The organism is Terriglobales bacterium, from assembly GCA_035764005.1.
GTDB lineage: Bacteria > Acidobacteriota > Terriglobia > Terriglobales > Acidobacteriaceae > Gp1-AA112.
Window position 1 is genome coordinate 1 of sequence record DASTZZ010000087.1, and the last position, 23,861, is coordinate 23,861.

Genomic DNA, 23,861 nt, shown 5'->3' on the forward strand with positions numbered 1-23,861 from the left:
CTCGGGTTGCGTCCCCGCAGAGCCCTATCCTCCGCTCAGCTATGCGCAGAGTGGACTATCAACAACCAGCCGAGCAATAGGTTTGCATTGAACGGCCCTTACCCCCTTAATTCCGTGTCTCACTCCAAGGGTTCACTTCAGGGAGGGCAGATGATGCCCCTGCGGTAGTGAACAAAGTAGATGAGGAAGACAAATCCGTGCGAGTACTGAAATCGCTTTTTCTGGGAAGATAGATAAATGCCTCTTAGTAATCGCCGATCCAAGGCTGCTGCTGAACTGCTTCGACGCGATGGACAGGCGGCTCTAGATTGGGTAGCCCAATATCTGGAGCATGCGCCGGAATTGCCAGTACTTTCACAGGCCAAGCCCGGCGATATTTTGAGGTCGCTTCCCCAACATGCGCCGCAGCAGCCGGAGTCCTTCGACGCCATACTGAACGATCTGGACTCCAGCATCCTCCCCGGCATTACCCACTGGCAGTCGCCGAACTATTTTGCGTACTTCCCAGCAAACAGCTCGCCAGCCTCCGTAGCCGGTGATCTGCTCTCTTCCGGCCTTGGGGTCCAAGGGATGTTGTGGACCACTAGTCCTGCATGCACTGAGCTAGAGATGCGAGTGCTCGATTGGCTGGTCGAAATGCTCGCTTTGCCTGAGCACTTTCTATCGACGCAAAGCGGCGGAGGCGTGATTCAGGATTCGGCGTCGAGCGCCAATCTTTGTGCGGTTCTGGCTGGGCGTGAGCGCGCCACACAATTTAGATCGAACGAAGAGGGTTGCGATCAGCGGCTCAGGGCATATACATCAAGTCAGGCGCATTCTTCGATCGAGAAAGCGGTCAAAGTTGCGGGTATAGGCAGGAGGAATCTACGCCTCATTGAGGTCGATGATCAATTTCGCATGAAAGCTTCCCACCTGGCGCGAGCGGTCGAGCAGGACAAGCGCGAAGGGCGCATTCCATGCTTCGTAGGCGCGACCGTTGGCACTACGTCCACCATGTCCATCGATCCGCTTTCGGAAATCGGGGCTATCTGTCGCGAACATGGTATCTGGCTGCACGTGGATGCTGCCATGGCCGGCACAGCCGCATTGTGCGATGAGCTGCGCTACATTCACAAGGGGCTCGAGTACGCGGACAGCTACTGCTTCGATTGCCATAAATGGATGCTCACGAACTTCGATTGCACGTGCTTCTATGTGCGCGACCGGAACGAACTCACAGATGCGCTCACGATCACTCCTGAGTACTTGCGCAACACAGCTTCGGCCAGCGGAACCGTGGTCGACTATCGCGACTGGCACATTCCTCTGGGCCGCCGATTTCGTGCGTTGAAGTTGTGGTGTGTAATTCGCTCCTACGGCCTTGAAGGCTTGCGCGCGATGGTGCGCCGCCACGTGCAGCTTACGAACGAGTTAGCCTCCTGGCTGCGCTCGGATTCCCGATTTGAAATTGTCGCACCGGTCTCGCTCAACCTGGTCTGTTTCCGTTTGAAAGGACCGGATTCGGCCAACGAGGCTCTGCTGCACAAGCTGAATGCCTCCGGTCGTCTCTTTCTCTCCCATACGAAGTTGAATGGCAAGTTCGTGCTGCGGTTCTGTATCGGGCAGAGCTATACGGATCAGGAAAATGTAGGAGCGGCGTGGCACGAGATCCAAAGACACGCGACGGAACCGGCGGTAGCTGCTGGATAATCCTGAGCATTTCTGCATCTTTCCAGTGGTAGCTGAAATCAAAAGCTGACTGTGGTCACGTTATTCGCGAGGGCTTGATTGGACACTCAGTGTCTCCCATTTCGTGATGTACCCGGCGTCTCCCGGCTCTTCCTGGACTTTCTCTCCGGCAATCCGCAGCTTCGCCCTTTCTATCCCACTTCCACTTTTTCAATCGACGAGTTAGCTGATCGGGCGAAGATGGTCGAAATGCCTGGAGACCGTCGGCGAAAGATCGCCGATGTACTGAAGAGGCAGAACCAAGCCTGGAAGGCAGATTCTGCCGCGCTCGACAGCATTGAAAAGCTTCGCAATGGCGCCTGCGCCGTTGTCAGCGGGCAGCAGGTCGGGCTGTTTCTGGGACCTGCATACACCATCTATAAGGCTGTAACCATCATTCGTCTCGCGCGGGAACTTAACGGGCGTGGTGTCAACGCAGTTCCCATCTTTTGGCTCGCTTCAGAGGATCACGATCTTGCCGAAGTAAACCACGCAGTCATTCCCGACCCGCAGGGCGCGTTGCTGAGACTTGAAACTGCCTCGCATAGCGTGCCATTCGCTCCGGTTGGCGCGGTCGAGCTTGATGCCGATCTTCACTCAGCCCTTGAGCAGCTAAAAGCGATAACCGGGGAATCGGAGGCAGCCAGCTTCCTGGCGGACGCCTACGCACCCGGACAAACATTCTCCTCAGCGTTCGCGAAAGTGATGGAGCGACTCTTTTCGCGCCACGGCCTCATTCTTCTCGATCCGTCGGACGGCGAGGTACATCAGATCGCCTCACCACTGCTGCAGAAAGCAGCTAGCGAAACCGAGGCGCTTGTCTCCGCGCTGCTGGAGCGAACGAAGGAAATCGAAGCCGCGGGGCACGACGCACAGGTAAAAGTGACGTCTTCCTCCACGCTGCTGTTTTTTCTCAAGGATGGTGCGCGTGTTCCGATCCACAAGAAAAACGGCGGCTTCGGCTTCAACGGAGAGCATTGGTCCGCCGACGATCTGCGCGGCCGCATCGAGCAAAATCCTGAATTGTTCACGCCGAACGTACTGCTGCGCCCTGTTCTTCAGGATTACCTGTTGCCAACGGCCACGTACATCGCGGGTCCTGCGGAGACCGCGTATTTCGCCCAGGTGCAGGTCGTGTATGAGCACCTGCTCGATCGGACAACCCCGGTTTGGCCGCGATTCTCGACCACGCTGGTGGAAGCGCGCCTCGCAAGCTGGATGCGCAAGTACGGGCTGCGACTTCGCGATGTGCTGCATCCGAAGGACGAGTTTATTTCCATGCTGTCGCGCCGCACCATTCCAGCCGACATCAAGGACGATTTCGATCGCAGCCGCGAGCAGCTCGATCGCCTGCTCACGCCCTTGCTGCAGGCTCTGCAAAAACTTGATCCAACGATAGCTTCTGCCGGAGAAGTTGCGGGCCAGAAGATGCGGTATCAACTTGATCAACTCGAATCACGCGCAGCCCGCGCGCACCTTCAGCGGGAACAGGTCCTCGACCGCCATGCCGGTCTGCTCAGTACGATGCTTTTCCCGGAACGGGAGCTACAGGAGCGCAAGATCGCCGGCATTTACTTTGTCGCTAAACACGGTGAGGGTCTCATCGATCAGCTCATCGAAGCCTACAAGCCGGAGTGTAGGGATCATCAGGTGATCGAGTTGAGCTAATTGTTACAACGAGTTCTCGTGCTTTTCAATGCGCGACTCAGATGTTGTATTTCTTAGCCAGGTGACGGAAAGAGCGATAGGAGATCTTAAGTAATTCGGCGGCTCGTGTTTGTACTCCTCCGCATTGTTGCAGCGCAGAAACGAGGATCGCCCGCTCCATGTCAGCGACATAAGCTTCCATGTCGAGACCATCGGTTGGTACCGAAATGGAATCGACAGATGGCGGTGCTCCGCTGTCAGCCGCTGCACGAGCTTTCGATTTTTCTCCGGGGACGCTCACGTTCAGAACGTCTGTGCTTTCCATGGCGACGGCCCGTTCGATTGCATTCTCCAGTTGACGAACGTTGCCCGGCCAATCGTAGTCCGAGAGGGCTTCCAGGGAGTCTGGAGAGATGCGAACAATGTTCTTTCCTGCAGCAGGCGCATATCGCTTTAGGAAGCTGTTGGCGAGCAGCGGAATATCCTCCTGCCGCGCGCGAAGCGGAGGCACTTCGATTGGGATGACGCTGATGCGGTAATAGAGATCTTCGCGGAACGTCTTTTCTTCGACCATGTGCTGAAGATCGCGATTGGTGGCTGCGATCACGCGCACGTCCACCGGAATTTCGGATGTTCCGCCCACTGGACGAATCGTGCGCTCTTGCAGGACCCGCAGCAGCTTCACTTGCATGGCAAGGCTCATCTCGCCGATTTCATCGAGGAAGATCGTGCCGGCATCGGCAACTTCGAACAAGCCCTGCTTATTCTGATTTGCGCCGGTAAACGCGCCTTTTACATAGCCGAAGAGTTCGCTTTCCAAGAGCGTTTCGGGAAAAGCTCCGCAGTTGACGGAAACAAAAGGCTGACCGTCGCGTTGAGAGCATGTATGGACCGCGCGCGCAACGAGTTCCTTTCCGGTACCGCTCTCGCCGTGGACCAGAATGGTACTGCCGGTGGAAGCAACCGTTCTGATTGTCTCTTTGAGTTGATTGATCGCGGCGCTGCATCCGATGATGTTGTCGAGCGAATTGCGGCTGGCGGCATCGCGGCGAAACGCCTGATTCTGTCGCTTGAGCTCCAACACCTCAGCCGCGCGTCCAATAGACACCCGCACCTCATCAACGAGTCCATTTGGTGTCTTTTGGATGTAGTCAAACGCGCCTGATTTGACGGCTTGAACTGCCGAATCGAAATCACCCACGGCCGTGATCAACACGACGGCAGACTGGGGCGAAACGCGATGTGCGTGTTTCAGTACGTCGATGCCGTTCATGCCCGGCATCTTGATGTCAGTGACGATCACGTCATATCGGGCCGATTCGATCTTCTTTACGGCCAACTCGCCGGAATTGGCGATTTCGACTTTGTGTCCTTCTTTGCGCAGAGCGATATCGAGGAGCTCGCGGATGGAGCGCTCGTCGTCGCACACTAAAACGTTAGCCATGCACTCTCTCCGCCGCAGCTACTGCAGCAAGTACTCTTTTTTCGGCGATGCTCATTGCTCGCGGAGCTGCCTGTGCCTGCGGAAGCTCAACGACGATTTCCGCCCCTTCTTTGGCTCCAGGCAGCGCGTATACGCGTCCTTTATGTGCCTGCACAATCTGGTAGACCAACGCGAGTCCCAACCCGGTACCGCCTTCGAAGCTCGACTGAAAGGGTTCAAATATTTTTTCCGCCTGCTCGGGACGGATGCCTACTCCGCTGTCTTTAAAGGAGAGAACCCAGTTGCTGCCTCGTGCCCGTAGAGTCACCTTCAGCGTGCCGCCTTCGGGCATGGCGCGAAACGCGTTGTCGCACAGGTTCCAGAAGACTTGCTTCAACCGATCGGAATCGACCAGCGCTAACGCTTCGCGGCTCTCGAAGCTCCTTACGACGCGGTATGCGGCAGTTCCACGCGCCGGCCGGTTCTCGATCAAACGGAGTGTCTCTTCAATTAAGAGCAGGAGATCATGTTGGACCAATTTGTAGCTCTTCTCGCGGGAATACATGAGGAAATCGGAGATGATGCTGTTGAGACGTTCCGACTCCCGTCGCACTATATCGACCAGCACTTGCTGTTCCTCGTTGAGAGTCGCCATTTTGGACAGCATCTGGACCGAACCTGCGATCGAAGACAAGGGATTGCGGATTTCGTGAGCAATACCGGATGCAAGCCGCCCGATCGCGGCCAGACGTTCTCTTTGACGAATTTCGTTTTCCAGTCTGCGGACTTCGGTGAGATCGGCAAAGGTGTAAACGAAGCCAATCACTACGCCATCGTGCATTGTCAGCGGCGTAATTGTTAAGCCAAAAACCTTCTCGCCTTCGGGTGTGCTGGCGCGTAGCTCGTCCTGAACCGGATAGGAATCCGCGGGCGGAAGTGGATCGAGGAACAACGATGAAACGCTCGTGCCGAGGACATCGGCGTACTTCCGTTTCAGGAAGTTCAATCCAGGTTGGTTGATCAGTGTGATTTTTCCATCCAGGTCGGTCGTGATGAGTCCACCGCGCATGGAATGCAGGATGTTTTCCTGCATTGCCTGGAGATCCTGCAGTTCGTCGTTCTTGACGTGCAGCTCGACTCCAGCCTGACGCAGCTTGGTGCTCAGGCTGCTCGCCAAGTAGGCGATTGCCATGTAAGCAAAGAAGTTGATGCCGACAACAAACTGCACCGATTTCAAATCGGGATTCGAAACTGAGAACGAGGGAATCAGCTGGTAGTAGGTAAGGTCGAGAATTGCTCCGAATGCAATGAATGAAAGCGCCGCGGTAAGGTATGCCCACCATCGCGGCAGCAGAGTACTCGCCACGATGATGACCAGCGGAAAAAGAAAATTGAACGAGGTGTCGATGCCGCCGGTGATGTAAATGAAGACTGCAGTGAGTCCCAGATCGCTGAGCACTTGAATGCGTCCCAGCAGCCTGAACTCTTTTCCAAACGAATCAAATGCAAGGAATAGGATGGCGACGCAATACCAGAGGGAGATCGCAGCGATGAAAGAGCGTTCGGGAATATTGGTGTGAGTGAGCCGAATGACGCCGAGGCCGATCACAAGAAGGAAGGTGATGATGATAATTCGCACCTTCACCAGCCAACTTAGCCAGGATCGTTCGTCAAAAGGACGGGACATTCCATTCACTCTGCCTGTTCCCAAAATGGGAAGGACTGAAAGTTGTCAAGGACGACGAAGGAGCAGCATCACTGCTGCTCCTTCTTTGCACAGCCATGGAGCACATTCAGGTCGTTATCCCGAAAGCTTGGCGATCATCGCAAACAGCGGCATGTACAACGAAATAACGATGCCGCCTACGCAAACGCCGAGGAAGGCGATCATGATCGGCTCCAGCAGCGTAAGCAGGTCTTTCGTCGCTGCATCAACTTCGTCCTCATAAAAGTCGGCGATCTTTTGCAGCATGTTATCCATCGCGCCAGTCGCTTCGCCGACTCCGATCATCTGCGTAACCATGTTGGGGAACACGCCGCACTCCTTCAGTGGGTCAACGATCGTGCGGCCTTCTTCAATGGCTTTGCGGACTTTCATCAAAGCCTCTTCCAAAACGGCATTGCCGGAGGTGCGAGCGGTTATCGAAAGACCTTCCAGGATCGGAACACCGGACGTGATCAGCGTTCCCAATGTTCGCGTAAAACGTGCAACCGCAATCTTTCGCAGGAGGACACCGACAACCGGCATTTTGAGCAGGATGTTGTCGGTCATGTACCTGCCTTTGGCATCTTTTCGGATCTGCTTGATCGCGAATACCGCAGCGACGAGCCCGACGACCGCTACCCACCAGAAGTTCTGCACAAATTGGCTGAGCCCGATGACCATTCGCGTGGGCAGTGGGAGATCGACGCCGAGACCGGCAAATAACTTTTCAAAAATGGGAACGACGAATTTGAGCAGCGCACCAACAACCAGCACAGCAATGCTGATGACTGATACGGGATAAATCAATGCCGATTTGACTGCGGATTTCAACTTCACAGCCTTTTCGACATAGGCGGCAAGGCGCTGAAGAATGAGGTCGAGAATACCGCCAGTTTCGCCGGCCTCCACCATATTGGTCGTGAGGTCGTCAAAAACTTTGGGATACTGGCGCATGGCATTGGCTAATGTCGCACCGCCTTCTACCGTGACTCGAACACCCGTGAGGCATTTCTGAAACGCTGGGTTCTCCTGATTTGCAGCCAGGATCTCAAGACACTGGACGAGCGGCAGGCCGGCATCAATCATGACTGAGAACTGACGAAAGAAGATCGCGATGTCTTTCGTCGGAACCTTGCCCGAGCCGAGCGTTGGCAGGTTGAACTCTTTGCCTTTTTCTTTAATGACGACATTAGCGATGCGTTCCTTGCGCAACGCCGCTTGCAGAAGCTGTTTGTTGACGGCCTCTCGTTCTCCGGCTACTTTTGAGCCGCCGGAGTCGACTCCTGAAAACTTATAAATAGGCATCGTTCTCTCCCCTGCGGCGTGAGCCGCAACTTACTGCGCAGCGTTTATTTCTTTCCCCCTGCGGGCATTGCCTTGGCCGCCGCAGCCTGGCCGCGGTTAATCATCTCCTGCAGCTCGTCCGGCATAGACGAGCGGATCAGCGCAGTTTCCAGCGAGATCTGCTTGCTGAAGTACAGGCTTGCCAGCGACTGGTTGAAGGTTTGCATTCCATACTTGTCCTGTCCAGACTGCATCGCCGAGTAAATCTGATGGATCTTGTCCTCGCGGATCAGATTGCGCACGGCCGCGTTAGGTACGAGGATCTCCATGGCACATGCGCGTCCTTGACCGCCGATTTTCGGAAGCAGGGATTGGCAGAGCACGCCTTCGAGAACCAGAGAGAGCTGGGCGCGGATCTGAGACTGTTGATGCGATGGGAAGACATCGATCACACGGTTAATCGTGGAGGCAGCTGAGTTGGTGTGCAAGGTGCCGAAAGTGAGGTGACCTGTTTCAGCGATACGTAGCGCAGATTCAATGGTTTCCAGGTCACGCATTTCGCCGATCAGCACTACGTCCGGGTCTTCACGAAGTGCCGCGCGGAGAGCGTCGCTGAACGACTTGGTGTCCGAGTGCACCTCGCGTTGGTTCACCAGGCAGTTCTTGTTCTGATGGACGAATTCAATCGGATCCTCAATGGTGATGATGTGATCGTGGCGCTCGGTGTTGATCTTGTCGATCATTGCCGCCAACGTCGTCGATTTTCCCGAGCCCGTAGGACCCGTCACGAGAATCAATCCGCGCGGCTTATCACACAGCTTTGCGACCACCGGCGGGAGGTTCAATTGCTGGAATGATCGAATCTCAAATGGAATTACGCGGAAGACCGCGCCGGTGGCTCCGCGCTGATTAAACAGATTTCCGCGGAAACGAGCCAGTCCTTTCAATCCGAACGAAAAATCGAGCTCAAGATGCTCTTCAAACCGGTGCTTCTGCGCGTCTGTGAGCACGCTGTACGCAAGCTGCTTCGTCTCGGAAGGGGTCAGAAGCGGAAGATCCAGCGGCTGCAAATGGCCGTGCACTCGCACTTGCGGCGGGGAGTTGGTGGAGATGTGCAGGTCGCTCCCGCCCAGCTCCAGCATCTTTTTCAGCAAATCACTTAATGTAACGTTCATTGTTCCTCGATTCGGTTGCAATCATCCATGCGCGATCAAATCTCTCAAGCTTGGGAAGGGCAATTAGTGCACCGTCTCACGCGCGACCTCTTCGAGCGTGGTCACACCATCCATGACTTTTCTCAATCCGCTGCGGCGAAGCGTGATCATTCCTCGCTCAATCGCCTTTTTCTTGAGTTCGACTGCTGAAGCTCCCACGAGAATCAGCTCGCGAATTTCATCGTCAATTTCCATCACTTCGTATAAACCGCAGCGGCCCTTATAGCCAGTGTTGTTGCACGTGCCGCAGCCTTTTCCCTTGGACACTTTTACCGTTTTGGATTCTTCAGGAGTAAAGCCGGCGTCGAGCAGGGCTTGGGGATTCATTTCCACATGCTCGGTGCAGTTGGAACAGATTCGTCGTATTAGTCGCTGCGCGACGATCAGGTGAACCGCAGTCGCGACCAGGAAGGGCTCGATTCCCATGTTCATCAACCGGCTAATGGTTTCCGGGGCGCCGTTGGTGTGCAGCGTGGAAAGGACGAGGTGTCCGGTGAGAGCGGCCTTAATCGCAATTTCCGCAGTCTCGAAGTCACGAATCTCGCCGACCAGAATGGTGTTGGGATCTTGGCGCAGGAAGGCGCGCAGCGCCGCTGCGAAGTTCAGACCGATCGCCTCTTTCATCTGCACCTGGTTGACGCCGGCGAGCTGGAACTCGACTGGATCTTCTGCGGTCATGATGTTCGTATCGGGCTTGTTCAGCAGCGAGATCGCTGAGTACAACGTGTTCGTTTTACCTGAACCGGTAGGGCCAGTGACGAGCACCATACCGTAGGGCTTCAGCACTGCGCGCTGAAATTTCTCCAGCGACTCCGGCTCGAATCCCAGTTTGGTCATGTCGAGACGAAGGTTTTCTTTGTCGAGTAGTCGCAGAACGATCTTCTCGCCCCACAGAGTCGGTAGGCAATTCACGCGGTAGTCAAGCTGCTTCTTGCGACCGTTGAGCTGCATCTTCAGCATGATGCGTCCGTCCTGCGGCAGACGCTTTTCGCTGATGTCCAGCTTCGACATGATCTTGATACGCGATGTGATCGCATCCTTCAGCTTCAGCGGAGGCTGCATGATGTTCTGCAGCACACCGTCGATGCGGAAGCGGACGCGGTACTCCTTCTCGTACGGCTCGATATGAATGTCGCTGGCGCCGCGCTTTACTGCGTCGGTCAGGATCAGGTTCACCAGCTTGACGATCGGAGCTTCTTCCGCGCTCTTCTCGAGATCCGACGCATTCAGCTCTTCGGCGTCGGCCTGCAGTTCGACGTCGGCTTCTTCGCCCATAGAAGCCATGATGTCGTCGAGATTTTCCGACGGATCCGGCTCAGCGTAGGCTCGCTCAATGCGATCCATGATCGCGCTCTCCGACGCGACTACCGGCTCGATGTTGAAGCCGGTCATGAACTTGATATCGTCCATGGCAAACACGTTCGTAGGATCGACCATGGCGATCGTCAGCGAAGCGCCAACGCGGCTGAGCGGAAGAATCTGATGCTTGCGCGCGGTTTCCTGCGGAATGAGTTTGACTACGTTGGGATCGATTTCGAAGAACTGAAGGTTGATTGCAGGAACGCCATATTGGCGGCTAAGAAAATTGGTGACTTCCTCGTCAGTGAGAAAACCAAGCGATACCAAGACCGAACCAAGCCGTCCTCCGCCCTGCTTCTGCTTCTTCAGCGCCTGGGAGAGCTGGTCCTGCGTGATAATCTTTTCGCGAACTAAAAGATCACCGAGCCTTTGCGACATACCTGAGTGTTCCAATCGCCGGAATCATCCGGCCGTAACTCTTGCTGATTCACTTGACCCAAAACAGTGGGTAAATTCGGCAGATCACAGAATTCCGCCGCGCGGCAGACGAACTTCGCTTCTAGACACGTTCAGCAAATGCAGAATGTTCGAGGTGACATTTATTGTCAATCCAGAAACACTGGAGAGGAGTGGAGGAAAACTACTTAGTTACCAAGGACATGCACGTTCGTGCCGTGGTAACGCGCGGAAGTAACAAGTCCCGGAATGGGAATAAAGCAGCTCCACTATATTTACAGACGGGGACGAGTTCGGATTTAGAAGTATCTCCGCAACCTCTTACTTCTTGCTTACCGCCGCTTCTGCAGGCTTCAGACTATTCACAGCGTTCTGCAGATCCTCGACAGCTTTCGAGTCGAGCACATATAAGGTTAGGTCATTTTCGCGCTTAGCGACATAGCGATCGCCCGATTTGGCAATCTGCACCTTCTCCGATCGCTTGCCGTTGTTGGAGATGACATCAGCTTCCAGAATGGGATTTCCAAATCCGGAATCGGCAAACTTGATTGCCTGGAGATCGCGGAGTTTGTCGAGGACGGATTCGGCGGTGGAGAGATCGAGCTTCTTGCCATCGCCTGACCACCAATCCTCGCCACCTTTCGTGAGGAAGTAGGGTTTTGAGTCTTTGCGAATTGCGATCTTATCCGGGTCAGTGTAGCCGAAGTCGAAGAGCTTCTTGTTGCGGAAGTCGTCGAGCCTCTTGTTGAGGCCCTCACCTACATCGGTTGACACCTTGTACACGCCAGCTACGAGGCTCGATTTCGCGTAGTAGTCGTCCTTGTTCTTGCGGACCTGAAGCTGTTGATCTCCCGAATCGGTCGTAAGCGTCGCAGTTGCGACCGGCTTGCCCGATGCAAACGCCGAAGCAGCTTTCTTTTGGTCGTCGGACGTGAGGTCCATTTTTGCATCGCTCAGCTTGCGGACGAGTTCATCGACGGCAAAGCTGTCGGCGCGTAGTGGCTTTGGTTTGAGAATCTGCCACTGATCCTTGTTGCGCCCGAACTCGAGTTGCTGGCCATTGGCGTTCAGATTAACTCGGCTGACCTTGTCGGGTTCCGCCGTCAGCAGACGCTTGTCCCGCAGGTCGTTGACGCTTTTATCGATGTTGCTCTTGGTATAGCTCGCGATGGTGAAGACGCGCGGGTCGTTTTCGAGCTTGGCATACGAGCCGCTTCCAGTCGGAGTGTCATCCCCGATCAGCAGCTTATGCGTATTGTCCTTTGCGCTCACATCGACTTCAAGCGCAGGCGACGTGAGTCCGAACTGGCTAACGTTGTCGGCGTTATTTTCGACGAGTCGATCTGAGCTCAGCGATGACAGGCTGGAAATCATGCCCGAAACGGCAGAGTCGTCGGCGCGCAGTTTGTCGGGTGACGTGATCTGCCATGTGCCATCCTGCTTCTGTACAACGAGGTCGGCTCCGTCTTTTTTTTTCAGCTCAACGCGGTTCACGTCCGAATCGTTGAGCGAAAGGATCTTCGGCGGAGTATCGACCGCCGCCTGCACGGTGTCGGCCGGCTTGTGATGGTTCGACCAGTACAGCACGCCGCCGAGGGCGGCGAGCACTGCTGCTGCAAAGAGTAGTCCGGGGTTCTTCATAAGCGCGAATTCAAATCCGCCTGGTTTCGACGTTAACAGTCACCATCAGCGTGACCCTCTAATCTACTGTCATCCCTCGCTCCGCCGCATTGAGCTTTCCCTCTACGGAACTTTGCTTTTGCGGAGCGGGGGATCTGCTGTTGCACTGCGAAGATCCAAACAGCAGATCCCCCGCGCAGCGACAACAGATTTTGGAATTCCTCACGCACGTTGCGGCTGCGCGAGGGATGACAATTCGTGGAGATTCGGAGTGCAATGGATGATTCCGAAATCTCCGTCGCTCGTACATCGCTACCAAAGGCCAATGCGAAGCCTCGAAGCCGCGAAGCGAACGGCGCGGCTACCTTCTCCTCCACCAGACGAACACGCCACCGATCACCATGACGAGCGGCATCAGGAACTGGCTGGTGTTGCGCACCCAGTGAAGCTGGGCGGTGGTCATCGTAATCCGGCGGTCTTCCCGATCCTTCGGACGAATCGAAATCAGATCCTCATCTGACGCGAGCCAGTTGATCGCATTCAGTGCCAGATCGCTGTTCCCGTTGAATGTGATAAATGAATTGCCGGCCCACATCGAGCTGCCGACCACGACGAATCGTCCTTGTGAATTCTCTTTGCCGGTATTATAGGTCCCGGCAGCGGCTATGAGCAGCGGACCTTTCTTGTTGTTCGGATCGCTGGTTTTTACTTCCGGACTGCTCAGGTTGTTTGTCGCAAGACTCGTGTCCGAAGTGCTGAAGAGCTTCTCGACGGTCGTCTTGTCGCCGTTCTTGATGGTCAACGATCGTGACAGCGGGAACCCGGTCGCACTGCCCTTAAGTTCGCTGACGATTGGGTGTGAGTCATAGCTGGTGACGAGGGCAACCTGCGGACCAAGCCCAGCGAGCTGCCCGATCGGATTCAGATCGAGAATGAGATCCTTATCTACCGTGATGCCCCAGCTCTGCAGAACATTCGTGAGCGCATCGTTCTCGGCGATCTCAGAACGTCCAACCTTCAGCGGTGGATCGAGCATTACCAGCGCGCGTCCGCCGTTCTCGACGTACTTTTTGATCGCATCGACTTCCGGTTGCTGATAGTCGCCGCTGGGGCCGCCAATCACGAGCACCGTGCAGTCGTTTGGAACTTCAGCCTTTTCAAGCAGGCTGACCGATTTGGCGGTGTACTCGTCTTTGCCAAGTAGATCTTTGAAGCGCGAGTAGCCGTAGCGATCGCTGTTGTCGATCTGGTGCTCGCCGCTACCAGTCACGAAGCATACTGTACGCGTGCTGCTCTTGAGATCGCGGATGAAGGCGCCGGTAATGCCCTCCTCTGTCATGCTCTTGGCCTCTTCCTTCTTTATCCCGATTTGGACCAGAGCGGTGCCGTAGTTCTTGATTGCGTCAGCTCGTGCGATCTCCGGCTTCTTGTCTGGATCGACGTACTCAACGTGAATCTTCGGCGAGAGGTTCTGATACTGCTCAAGCAGATCCTTGGCGCTCTGGAAGCGCGTGGACTGGTCGAAGTAGGTGATGGTTGCGTCCTGCTTCAGACCTTTGACGATCTTCGCCGTCTGCTCGGACAGGCTATATCTCTTGTTAGCTGTGCCATCGTAAGTTTTGTTGTAGCGGTCGGCAAGCACGTTGGCGACCGCGACGATGGCAATGACGACGAGAATGTAAACCGTCGCATAAGCGACATATTTGGTTTGACGTGCTTTAAGAAGCGATGCGTTCACTTACGACCTCCAGCGCAGCGATTCCATCGAGCGCGCAGTGAAGAACAAACCAATCAGGATGAGGGTGGCGTAGTAGACGGCATCTTTAAGCTCGAGCACGCCTCGCGCAAACGACTCAAAGTGCACCGTTACTGACATGTATGAAAGCACTTTGGCCCACGTTGCCGTTTCGTAACTCGTCCACTCGAAAACCCAGAACATCAGGCAAATAGCGAAGGTTGCTGCTCCGGCGATAATCTGATTCTTTGTGAGAGTCGAGATAAATGTACCAATGGCCAGAAGACATCCCGCCTGCAGCAGCAGGCCGAGATAGCCAATGAGCAGCGGCTTCCAATCCGGATTCCCATATCGGAACAGAAAGATGAAGCTTAATCCGGTGAAGAAGAGCATAGAAGCGTACAGCGTCAGTGCCGCTAGCCATTTCCCAAGAATCACGTCAACATCGCGAATTGGAGAAGTCGTGAGCAGCTCAATGGTTCCGTTGCGCTTTTCTTCCGCGAAAAGCCGCATAGTGATGATCGGAATGAAGAACAATCCAATCACGCTGGTGTTGCTCAAGAGCGGGCTGATAACCCATTCGTTTACGCTCATCGGAAACATCTCGCCGCGCATCTGCTGTTCCATCCCAGCAAACACGAACATCCCTAACCTGGTCCAGAAGAAGTAACCAAAAATTACGGCAAACATCGTGAGCAGCAGCCACGCGATCGGCGATACGAAGTAGCTGCGCAGTTCTTTCTGAAAAATGATCCAGACGTTTCTCATGCCGTTTTCCCCTGGGCCACGCCTTTGGCCGCTTCAGATTCTTGTGCGGTGAGTTGCAGGAAGATCTCTTCCAGGCTTACGGCCGTAGGCCGCAGTTCGTTCAGATCCCAGCCCGACTCGACCACAGCCCGCGCCAGGTCGCCGCGAACGAATCCCTTCTGGCTCTCGACTTCCAAGCTCAGCCGGCTATCGCGAGTGTCCTTGAGCGACACACGGCTGACGCCGGAGACTCGCTCCAGACGCGAGCGAACGGTTGCAGAATCGAGATTGCCGTTGCGTCCGGCGATCTCCACCAGCATCGATTCGGCTCCGCGAGCGCGCGCCTGCAAGTTCTCGACCGAGTCGGTCGCCACCAGCTTGCCTTTGCTGATGATGATCACCTTCTCGCACGTCTGTTCCACTTCGGGGAGGATGTGCGTGCTGAGAATGATGGTGTGATCACCGGCCAAGCTGCGGATCAGATCGCGGGTTTCGTTGATCTGCTTGGGATCGAGTCCTGCGGTCGGCTCGTCGAGGATCAGCACGTCGGGATTATGGATGATCGCCTGCCCCAGTCCCACGCGCTGCCGATAGCCCTTCGAGAGCTTGCCGAGAAGCTTGTTACGCACGTCCGCGATCGAGCAACGCTCGCATGCGTAGTCAACGCGCTTGGAAAGTTCCTCCCCTCTGAGGCCTTTCAGCTTGCCGACAAACCGCAGATATTCCACGGTCTCCATTTCAAGATACAGAGGCGGAGTTTCCGGCAGGTATCCGACGCGTTTCTTAACTTCGAGCGGCTGCTCGAGGATGTCGAAGCCGGCGACGGTGGCTGTCCCAAGGCTCGGCGGCAGGAAGCACGTGAGCATGCGCATTGTGGTGGTCTTGCCCGCGCCGTTGGGACCGAGAAAGCCGACGATCTCTCCTTTTTGCACTTCAAAGGAGATGTGATCGACGGCAAGATTGCGGCTATATTTTTTTGTTAAGTCCTGAACTTGGATCATCGTGAGAATTTGCGACCGGCTTCGATTGAGGAGCGCCTGACTACTCGCCGTTGAAGCCGGCAAATTCGAAGAATTGAAATTCTGTGTACTACTTTAAAAACTTTCCGGCCAGAGCGCAACCAGCGCTGCTGGATTCAGCGTCATCTTGAAAGTTGCTATGCGAGACTTTGCCCCCCGGACGAAGAGGCGGCATGGCGCATCTGGGGGAATTCCTTTGTTCAGTATCACCATGCGTGTGCAAAAAAAGGCACAATGAGGGCGAGAATGCCGGCAGCAGCGGGCAAACGCGCGAACGTGAGAGCTTGCGCATGCGGATTTTAACCGAGTTCGACAATTCATCTTCGCTCCCGCAAAATAGTCAATGTCCATAACTTCCGACCGGGTTTTGGCCTCCCGCACGTTCGTAAATAGCTAAACAGGAATCATGATTTCCCTCGCCGACATCCGCGCCGCTCAGGAACGCATTCGTTCTTATGTTAAGCGAACAGCGACCGTTCGCAGTCGCACGCTGAGCGAGGTGCTTGGCGCGAGCGTCTATCTCAAGCTCGAGGTCTTTCAGACTACGGGCGCATTTAAGGTTCGAGGCGCCTTCAATAAGATTCTGGTTGAACTCGATTCCGCGCGAAACAACGGCGTGGTGGCTGTGAGCGGCGGGAACCACGCACAGGCTGTGGCCTACGCAGGAAAATTGCTTGGATGTCGCACTGTGATTCTCATGCTGCACACGACTCCGCGTAATTATCTTGATGCCACTCGTGGATACGGCGCGGAGGTCGTTCAATTCGACGATATTTCTCATGCATTCGCTAAAGCACGTGATTACGAGCGTGAAGGAATGCTGTTTGTGCATCCGTTTGACGACCCGTTGGTCATGGCAGGCCAGGGAACACTTGGACTCGAGATTCTCGAAGATGTTCCTGAGCTGACCGACGTATTCGTCAGCATCGGAGGCGGTGGATTGATGAGCGGCACAGCCGTCGCGATCCGATCACAGAAAAAAATTCGGCTTTGGGGAGTGGAGACCGAAGGCGCCGACGCAATGGCGCGCGCCCTTGATGCGGGTCAGCCGGTGGAGATTCGTCCGACATCGATTGCCAAGACACTCGGCGCGCCAGCGGTTTCCGAAACGACACTGGCCATTGCCAAAGAACATCTAGCCAGCATCACTGTGGTTTCCGACAAAGAAGCCATGAATGCGCTCGCGCTCTTGCTGGAGCGCACGAAGGTCCTCACCGAGCCGGCGGCGTCGTGCACCCTGGCTGCCGCTGTCCGAATGAAGCAGCACTTTCGGCCCGAGCATCATGTTGCTCTGATTCTCTGCGGCGGCAATCTTGGCCTGAACGACCTCTGCGAGTATCATGCGAAATTCCTGAAAAGCTGATACTCGGAGATCACATTTGAAAGCACTCAAAGTCTTTTTCCTTACCTCTGTCTTCATTTCCACGGCAGCATTTGGTCAGAGTTTCACGCTTGAGCAGGTGATGAGCTCGCCGTTTCCCACGCAGCTGACTGCGGCGAGTCACGCCAATGTCCTTGCCTGGGTGTTCAACAACAGAGGATCCGACAACGTGTGGATCGCCGCCGCGCCTGAATACGTCGGTCGCCAGGTCACGCATTACTCGGGCGATGACGGGCAGCGGATCGCTTCGCTGAAGCTGACGCCGGATGGCCGCACGGTCATCTACGCGCGCGGCTCGGAGTTAAACGACGCAGGACGCTCGGCGAATCCGTTGAGTCTTCCCGTACAACCGAAGCAGCAGGTGTGGACAGCCGCCGTCGAAAATGGCGAGCCGCGGCTACTGGGAGATATGGGTTGCGAGGAGGAAGGTTGCGAGGATATCCAGATTTCGCCAGATGGGCGCTACGCCGTATGGGAGACGAAGCACGAACTCTGGCTGGCTCCGGTGAATGCGCAAGGCGGCGTGACCGCAAAACAGCTCACAGATATCCGCGGTGAGCTCTCTTGGCCGCAGTGGTCGCCGGATGGAAAGCGCATTGCTTTTCGCGTAAATCGCCACTCGCATAGCCTCGTTGCCGTCGGCGATCTAAATCCCAATTTGGATCGGGTTTTTTCCGGTGACTCCATGAACAAGACGGAAGCTGCCGGCGCGGCAAAAAAGGAGCAGGCGCCGTTGCTTTCTGATGTGCACTACATTGCGCCAAGCACCGAACGCGATCGCTTTCCGCGGTGGTCTCCGGATGGACGCGAGATTGTGTTCATTCGCGCGCCGGGAGAGGAGAACCATTTGCCACTGATTCCGGTGCGGCCGACGCCCTGGTCGCTGTGGGTTGCGGACACGAATACGTACACGGCGCATTCGATATGGCAGAGCGGGCAAGGTCCGCGGGATTCTCTGCCGCCGTTTGCCGGCGAGTCGCTGCAGTTTGCCGGAGACCGCATCGTCTTCGTCTCCGAGCAGACGAATCGCAATCACCTCTACTCGATTCCCATTTCGGGTGGGCAAGCCATTGAGCTCACGCCGGGCGATTTCGACGTGGAAGACGTTACTCCGAACGAGAACGGCCGCACGACGATTTACTTTTCATCGAACCAGAACGATGTTGATCGCCGGCATCTCTGGAAGGTCGAGGCCAAAGGCGGAGCGCCGCAGCAGGCAATCACGCACGGGGAGACCATCGAATGGTCACCGGTGCTGAGCTCCGATGGGCAGGTATTCTGCCTCGGCTCGAGCGCAACGACACCCGCGCTGGCTTACCGCGTTACCAATTCGGGAAGAGAGTTGCTGGCGAAAGACGTCCTGCCGAAGGACTTCCCTTCGGCTCAGCTTGTGGTTCCAAAGCAGGTGATCTTCAAGAGCAGTGATGGATACACGATCCATGGACAGCTCTTTGTCCCGCGCAATCAAACCGGACGCGGCCCGGCGCTGATCTTCACCCATGGAGGACCGATGCGGCAGATGGTGCTCGGCTTCCATTACATGTACTACTACCACAACGCATATGCCGAGAATGAGTACCTGGCGAGCCTCGGCTACACCGTGCTTTCGGTGAATTACCGCCTTGGAATCATGTACGGTCACGATTTCCGCCAGCCTCCGAACAGCGTGTGGCGCGGCGCCTCGGAGTACAACGACGTGCTTGCAGGCGCGCATTATTTGGAGACTCTGCCCAACGTTGATTCGCAGCGCATCGGACTCTGGGGCGGTTCATACGGCGGATTTCTTACCGCAATGGGGTTGGCGCGCAATTCCGACATCTTCAAAGCGGGGGTGGATTTTCATGGCGTGCACGATTGGTCGATGTTCCTATCGCACTGGGAAGATGATGCCAACGCCGCACCTGACTTGAAAGACGCGCAGAAGCTTGCGTGGGAGTCTTCACCTGACTCCGCGATCGATAAATGGCGCTCGCCGGTGCTTCTCATCCAGGGAGATGATGACCGCAACGTTCCGTTCAATCAGACTGTGGACCTGGCCCAGCGGCTCAAAAAGCAAGGCGTCGAATATGAAGAGATCGTCTATCCCGACGAGATTCACGATCTGCTGCTTTGGCGCGATTGGGTAAATTCGTACAAAGCGGGCGCAACTTTTTTCGATCGAAAGTTAAAAGCCCACTAAATCGAAGAAGAGCGAACACGAAGGTCACGATGGTCAAAACAAAAGGTCACGAAGAACAATCGCCCCGTGACCTCTTTCGTTTACCTCCGTGACCTTCGTGTTCGCCTCTCGGGTTTACTTGCCCGTGTAGCTCACGCGCCAGATTGAGTTCGTTCCATCGTCGCTGACGAACAACGAGCCATCTTGTCCTACAGAGACACCCACAGGACGTCCCCAGACTTGGCCGTCTTTGGTCACGAAACCGGTGAGGAAATCTTCATATTCATCCTGCGCCCGCCCGGTTTGATGCATGGGAACACGCAACACTTCGTATCCGGCACGACGATGCTTGTTCCATGACCCGTGTTCGGCGGCGAAGATGTCGCCGCGATACTCAGGAGGGAACTGCTTGCCTTCGTAGAAGAGCATTTCCAGCGATGCGATGTGCGGCTGCACCAGCACGTCAGGCACGATGACTTTGTCTTTCAACTCCGGATGCTTGCCTTTGTGTCGTGGATCTTGGTGTCCGCCGATGTAGTACCACGGCCAGCCATAGAATCCGCCTTCCTGCACGTGCGTGATGTAGTCGGGCGGGAGGTTATCGCCGATCTCATCGCGCTCGTTTACCGAGCACCAGAGCTCTCCCGTTTTGGGATGGATCGCTTCGCCAACACAATTGCGAATGCCCCAAGCATAAACGCGGAGGCCACTGCCATCGGGATTGAATTCGAGAACGTCGGCGCGATGGAACTCGACAGGATTGTTGTCGGTGTCGTCGACGTTAGAGTGCGAGCCGACGGAGACGAACATCTTCTTTCCGTCAGGCGAGAAGACGATGTCGCGCGTCCAGTGTCCGCCGCCGCGCAGATGCCCACCGCCGGGAAGATCGGCAATCTTCTGCTCCCGACCAGCCGCTTTCATATCGCCATTCTTATAGGGAAATCGAACGACGGAATCGGTGTTCCCGATGTACACCCACTGCGGACTCGGTCCGGGCGGATAGAAGTTGATGCCGAACGGTTTGCGCAGTCCCGTGGCAAACACTTCCGTCCGCTCCGGCTTGCCGTCTTTGCCGATGCCGCGAAACACTTTCACGTCACCTTCGTCGCTCTCGGCAACAAATAGATCGCCGTTCGGTGCGGTGCGCATGAGCCGTGGATTGTGCAGGCCAGTAGCGTAGAGATCGACGTTGAACCCTGCAGGCGCTTGCGGCCAGGCGTCTTTTGGACGCGGGATTAAATCAGGGCCGTTGTCGACTGACTTACTCGCGTACGGGTCTGGAAGGTCAGGGACCGTGATCTTGTGAACTACGCCCGGCGCTTGTTCACTGAAGTCGCTAAACGTGACCTGCTTCCCGTTTTGGGAGTAAAGCAAGAGAGTAGATAGCGCGAAGACTGCCATAAAGGCGATCGTCTTAAACAGAGTTCCTCTTTTCATAATTGCCCTTCCCCGATTCAAATGCTACATGGTTTGAGGAACGCAGATGTGCATTAAGAGAAATAAAGGCTTGCAATAGAAAGAGTGAATTGCGGAGCACGCAAAGCAGAAGCGAGGAGACTTTGAAGAGGACGATGCTCGCTATAAACCCAGCCCGAAGCGGGAATGTTTCAGCCGAGGTCGTACGCCTTGGCGAACGAGCGGAAAAGGGACAACCGCTGAAAGGCCGACATACAATCGAACTTTGAAGTCTGCAAAATGTAGCCTATCGAGTTCCGCCCTAGTGCCGCTTACTTCCGAAGAAACGATAAAGGTCACGAAGACGAACTCCGTGACCTCCGGTTTCTAAACTTCCTGTGCGCTCTTGCTTTTTAATCCGCCAGGCTCACCTTCATGTTATCCACATACACATGGTAAGGAGTGCTGTTGCCGTCCAAGTCGACTTGGAAGGCATTCGTCAGCTCAGGTCCGTTGCCAGTGAACAGTGCGTCGTGCACGATGTTTGCCGGATAGGTGACGCCATCCACGGTCAGCGAATCGTGGAATATCTGCGTTCCCTGAGCGTGATAGATGGCAATGATGTGGTGCCAGCTGTCTGGAGCGAAGGGCTGGAATGCGATTGACGTTCCTTCCCAATGCTTGGTGGTGTAGTTAAACACCCGCCAGGTTTTCGAATCATAATCAGCCTGCCAAGCGTAATTGTAGGTGTAGCCGTTTGCATTCTGCTGGCATTCAAATTCGATACCCTGTGGCGCCGAGGCGTACTGAGCCGGGATGTAAAGATCGAACTCGTACCGCAAATAGCTCACCGGATTCGACACAGGATGTTGCTCGATGAAGTAGTAGCCGCCGGTGTACGCCGGGCCGCCTGTGATCCAAAAGTCAGTCGAGCTGCCACTCAGGCTAGGGGTCGAGATTCCCTGAGTAAGTCCGTAAGCCGGGGCGGTTCCACCGCCGCCGTCGTTGCCGCATCCGCCGCAAGTTTGCCATCCGCCTTGGTTTTGAATGTTGGACATGATGGTTGCTCCGGGCGGAGGTGCTGGGGCATCACCGTTGTTGGTGGGAGTCGGAGGAACTGGCGTAGGAATTGGAGCCGGGGTTCCAGAGCCCGAAGTGGAGGTGCTGGTCGAACCGGATGAGCTCGTCGAGCCAGTGCTAGAGCCACCCGCGACGGGAGTAGTAGACGAAGACGAGACTCCGGATGAGCTTCCGTTAGAGCCGGTCAATTGCGTAGTTGTAGTCCCAGGGGATTTGGTGAGGGCGTTCGTTCCTCCGCATCCGGTAACCCAAAATGCCGCCATATTGAGAGCTGCTATGGCGCAGATCCCTTTCAGATTCAATCGCATTCATTAACCTTTCGGTCGGTGGGGGGCCGACTGTCAGGTCAAAGTACGGGGGCATCTACTCTGGTTATATCCGGTGAGAGTAGTAGATGGGCTAGAGAAAGGCCCTTAGAACAATCGGGGAATTGTGGGTTAATGGCCTTAGCAGGCAGCCAGGAACTGCCATTTGGCAGGCCGTCGCCGACTACGGGTTTGCGACGGAAGCATGAGTAGCGCGGTCATTTTCATCGCCTCAGCAAATACATCAGCACTGCCCCAAGCGCCATCGAAAGCGCAATCACAAGCCACAACTTGTTGCTGCTCTCAAAACGAGGCTGGGCTGACGGTGTAACTGCAAGGTCGCCGACCGAAGAGGCCGTGGAGCGGGAAATGGGCGTGGCTGACGATTTAGTGGTTACGTTGACTCTGATCTGAGCTCCGCCGAGTTTTAATTCGGTGCTCCGCACTTTGTTAGGGTCGTGGAGCATTTCTCCAACCATCTCAGTCAGCTTATCGGAGTGAAGCATTTCGCCAACGAGCCCAGTGAATTTGTCATTCAGCTTCTGCTGAAGTTCTTCCCGCGTGGCTCCCTCGATGGTCTCAGCAGGTCCTTCCTCCGCTCGGGCAGTGAATCCACCCCCGGGCTTTGGCTCAATTCGGTATCGAAACTTCGTTATTGCGTCTTTGGTTTCCATATTTCCCATCCGGTGCACTAGTTTGAGTGACGAGGCCGCAAGGCCGCGAGTTACGAAGGTGGAGGACCAAAGGGATCTTTTGAGGTCAATGGAAGCTCGGGTCTCTAAGCGGCTCAGCGGGTAGTTTCGTTAGTTCGCGACCTTCACGTATCATCGCCTGCCATGACCAAGCTAATTGCAGTGATTCTTCTGATTGCCTGTGCGGCGGTCACACAGCAAACTCATAATCAATACGAGCCGCCGAACACGCCGGGCGCCGGGCAGAAGCTGCTCGCGCAATTCGCGGGCGAGTGGGATGTCGTCAAAACCTTCTTCCCAGCTAATGGAAAGCCGATCATTACGAAGGGAACATGCAAACAGTACATGATTCAGCAAGGCAAGTTTCTGCAGTCCGATTTCACGTTTTTCAACGCTGACGGAACGAAGAGCACAGGAACCGGAATCTCCGGCTTCGATTCAAAAACAAATCGGTTCACCACAGTCTGGTACGACTCGCGACAAACGACCATGTCTATTCGTCAGAGTGACGGCACGTTCGATGGTAAGAACATCGTGTTGTGGGCTACAGCGCTCGATCCAGATGATCCGGGGCGCAAGACGGTCGCGCGTGCGCACCTTGAGGAAGATGGTCGTCTTCTTCTGCATCGTCATTTCCTCATCGACGACAAAGGAAACGAGCGAATGATGATAGAGCTTCGCATGACGCGGAAGTAATCTATAGACAACGAAACCTGCGGAGCCGTAGCGCCTGCGAACGAGGTCTCTCGCATCCGGTCCCAGCGTTTCCGACGATACATGGTCCCGCAACGGCAAACGTCTTCCATAGCAAGATGCAGCCGATTGCAACTCTCCTGCGATCCCCTCAAACGCCCGCAGTGAATTAACTCCATAAATCGTTCTATTGCCGTTCGTTACGTTTTGAACAACCTGGGGAATTGCGGTGTGCAGATTGCTACACCACAGAATGCTGTAGGGCCGTGCCACGTCTGCCGGTAATCCGCCCGTGGCACCG

At 55.5% G+C, this 23,861-nt stretch carries 18 protein-coding genes; 6 read left to right on the plus strand and 12 right to left on the minus strand.

Going from position 1 to position 23,861, the window contains the following annotated elements; genetic code table 11:
* Positions 1 to 237 precede the first annotated feature (237 nt).
* Complete coding sequence (locus VFU50_14315; GenBank protein HEU5234035.1) at positions 238 to 1,689, plus strand: pyridoxal-dependent decarboxylase; 1,452 nt, start codon at positions 238 to 240, stop codon at positions 1,687 to 1,689.
* Positions 1,690 to 1,767: 78 nt separating this feature from the next.
* Positions 1,768 to 3,375 (plus strand): bacillithiol biosynthesis cysteine-adding enzyme BshC, encoded by a 1,608-nt coding sequence (bshC, locus tag VFU50_14320; GenBank protein ID HEU5234036.1) that lies wholly within the window; start codon positions 1,768 to 1,770, stop codon positions 3,373 to 3,375.
* 37 nt (positions 3,376 to 3,412) lie between these two features.
* Here the strand turns inward: bshC and VFU50_14325 are convergent, their stop codons facing one another.
* The 9 genes from VFU50_14325 to VFU50_14365 all read right to left on the minus strand — a co-directional run bounded on the left by VFU50_14325 (position 3,413) and on the right by VFU50_14365 (position 15,838).
* The gene (locus tag VFU50_14325) at positions 3,413 to 4,798 is read right to left on the minus strand and encodes a sigma-54 dependent transcriptional regulator (GenBank protein HEU5234037.1); all 1,386 of its coding nucleotides are present in this window, start codon (positions 4,796 to 4,798) and stop codon (positions 3,413 to 3,415) included.
* The gene (locus VFU50_14330) at positions 4,791 to 6,464 is read right to left on the minus strand and encodes an ATP-binding protein (protein ID HEU5234038.1); all 1,674 of its coding nucleotides are present in this window, start codon (positions 6,462 to 6,464) and stop codon (positions 4,791 to 4,793) included. Before VFU50_14330 ends, VFU50_14325 begins: the two co-directional genes overlap by 8 nt.
* 114 nt (positions 6,465 to 6,578) lie before the next feature.
* Positions 6,579 to 7,787 (minus strand): type II secretion system F family protein, encoded by a 1,209-nt coding sequence (locus tag VFU50_14335; protein HEU5234039.1) that lies wholly within the window; start codon positions 7,785 to 7,787, stop codon positions 6,579 to 6,581.
* Between the two features lie 44 nt (positions 7,788 to 7,831).
* The gene (locus tag VFU50_14340; GenBank protein HEU5234040.1) at positions 7,832 to 8,941 is read right to left on the minus strand and encodes a type IV pilus twitching motility protein PilT; all 1,110 of its coding nucleotides are present in this window, start codon (positions 8,939 to 8,941) and stop codon (positions 7,832 to 7,834) included.
* Between the two features lie 63 nt (positions 8,942 to 9,004).
* Positions 9,005 to 10,717: a type IV-A pilus assembly ATPase PilB gene (gene pilB / locus VFU50_14345; GenBank protein ID HEU5234041.1), complete on the minus strand. Its 1,713-nt coding sequence runs from the start codon at positions 10,715 to 10,717 to the stop codon at positions 9,005 to 9,007.
* Positions 10,718 to 11,056: 339 nt separating this feature from the next.
* Positions 11,057 to 12,376: a DUF4340 domain-containing protein gene (locus VFU50_14350; protein ID HEU5234042.1), complete on the minus strand. Its 1,320-nt coding sequence runs from the start codon at positions 12,374 to 12,376 to the stop codon at positions 11,057 to 11,059.
* Positions 12,377 to 12,716: 340 nt separating this feature from the next.
* Positions 12,717 to 14,093, minus strand: a complete 1,377-nt coding sequence (locus tag VFU50_14355; GenBank protein HEU5234043.1) for a GldG family protein — start codon at positions 14,091 to 14,093, stop codon at positions 12,717 to 12,719.
* Positions 14,094 to 14,858, minus strand: a complete 765-nt coding sequence (locus VFU50_14360; GenBank protein HEU5234044.1) for an ABC transporter permease — start codon at positions 14,856 to 14,858, stop codon at positions 14,094 to 14,096.
* Positions 14,855 to 15,838: an ATP-binding cassette domain-containing protein gene (locus VFU50_14365; protein HEU5234045.1), complete on the minus strand. Its 984-nt coding sequence runs from the start codon at positions 15,836 to 15,838 to the stop codon at positions 14,855 to 14,857. The genes VFU50_14360 and VFU50_14365 overlap by 4 nt, the downstream gene beginning before the upstream one ends.
* A 424-nt stretch (positions 15,839 to 16,262) precedes the next feature.
* Here VFU50_14365 and VFU50_14370 point away from each other — a divergent pair, with 424 nt between their 5' ends.
* Together VFU50_14370 and VFU50_14375 are read left to right on the plus strand one after the other, a co-directional pair.
* On the plus strand, positions 16,263 to 17,219 hold the full coding sequence (locus VFU50_14370) for a threonine/serine dehydratase (GenBank protein ID HEU5234046.1): 957 nt from the start codon (positions 16,263 to 16,265) through the stop codon (positions 17,217 to 17,219).
* 16 nt (positions 17,220 to 17,235) lie between these two features.
* A complete protein-coding gene (locus VFU50_14375) occupies positions 17,236 to 19,416 on the plus strand; it encodes a prolyl oligopeptidase family serine peptidase (protein HEU5234047.1) in 2,181 nt (726 codons plus the stop codon).
* A 114-nt stretch (positions 19,417 to 19,530) separates the two neighbouring features.
* On the opposite strand, the gene VFU50_14380 is transcribed toward VFU50_14375, so the two are convergent.
* Together VFU50_14380 and VFU50_14385 are read right to left on the minus strand one after the other, a co-directional pair.
* On the minus strand, positions 19,531 to 20,796 hold the full coding sequence (locus tag VFU50_14380; protein ID HEU5234048.1) for a sorbosone dehydrogenase family protein: 1,266 nt from the start codon (positions 20,794 to 20,796) through the stop codon (positions 19,531 to 19,533).
* Between the two features lie 407 nt (positions 20,797 to 21,203).
* Positions 21,204 to 21,848: a hypothetical protein gene (locus VFU50_14385; GenBank protein HEU5234049.1), complete on the minus strand. Its 645-nt coding sequence runs from the start codon at positions 21,846 to 21,848 to the stop codon at positions 21,204 to 21,206.
* Between VFU50_14385 and VFU50_14390 the strand changes: the two genes are divergently transcribed.
* Positions 21,847 to 22,185, plus strand: coding sequence for a hypothetical protein (locus VFU50_14390; protein ID HEU5234050.1), 339 nt, complete (start codon positions 21,847 to 21,849; stop codon positions 22,183 to 22,185). The two genes, VFU50_14385 and VFU50_14390, sit on opposite strands and share 2 nt — an antisense overlap.
* A 214-nt stretch (positions 22,186 to 22,399) precedes the next feature.
* Here VFU50_14390 and VFU50_14395 read toward each other — a convergent pair whose 3' ends face one another.
* Complete coding sequence (locus tag VFU50_14395; GenBank protein HEU5234051.1) at positions 22,400 to 22,849, minus strand: hypothetical protein; 450 nt, start codon at positions 22,847 to 22,849, stop codon at positions 22,400 to 22,402.
* A gap of 162 nt (positions 22,850 to 23,011) precedes the next feature.
* Between VFU50_14395 and VFU50_14400 the strand changes: the two genes are divergently transcribed.
* Positions 23,012 to 23,563, plus strand: a complete 552-nt coding sequence (locus VFU50_14400) for a DUF1579 family protein (GenBank protein ID HEU5234052.1) — start codon at positions 23,012 to 23,014, stop codon at positions 23,561 to 23,563.
* Positions 23,564 to 23,861: the final 298 nt, after the last annotated feature.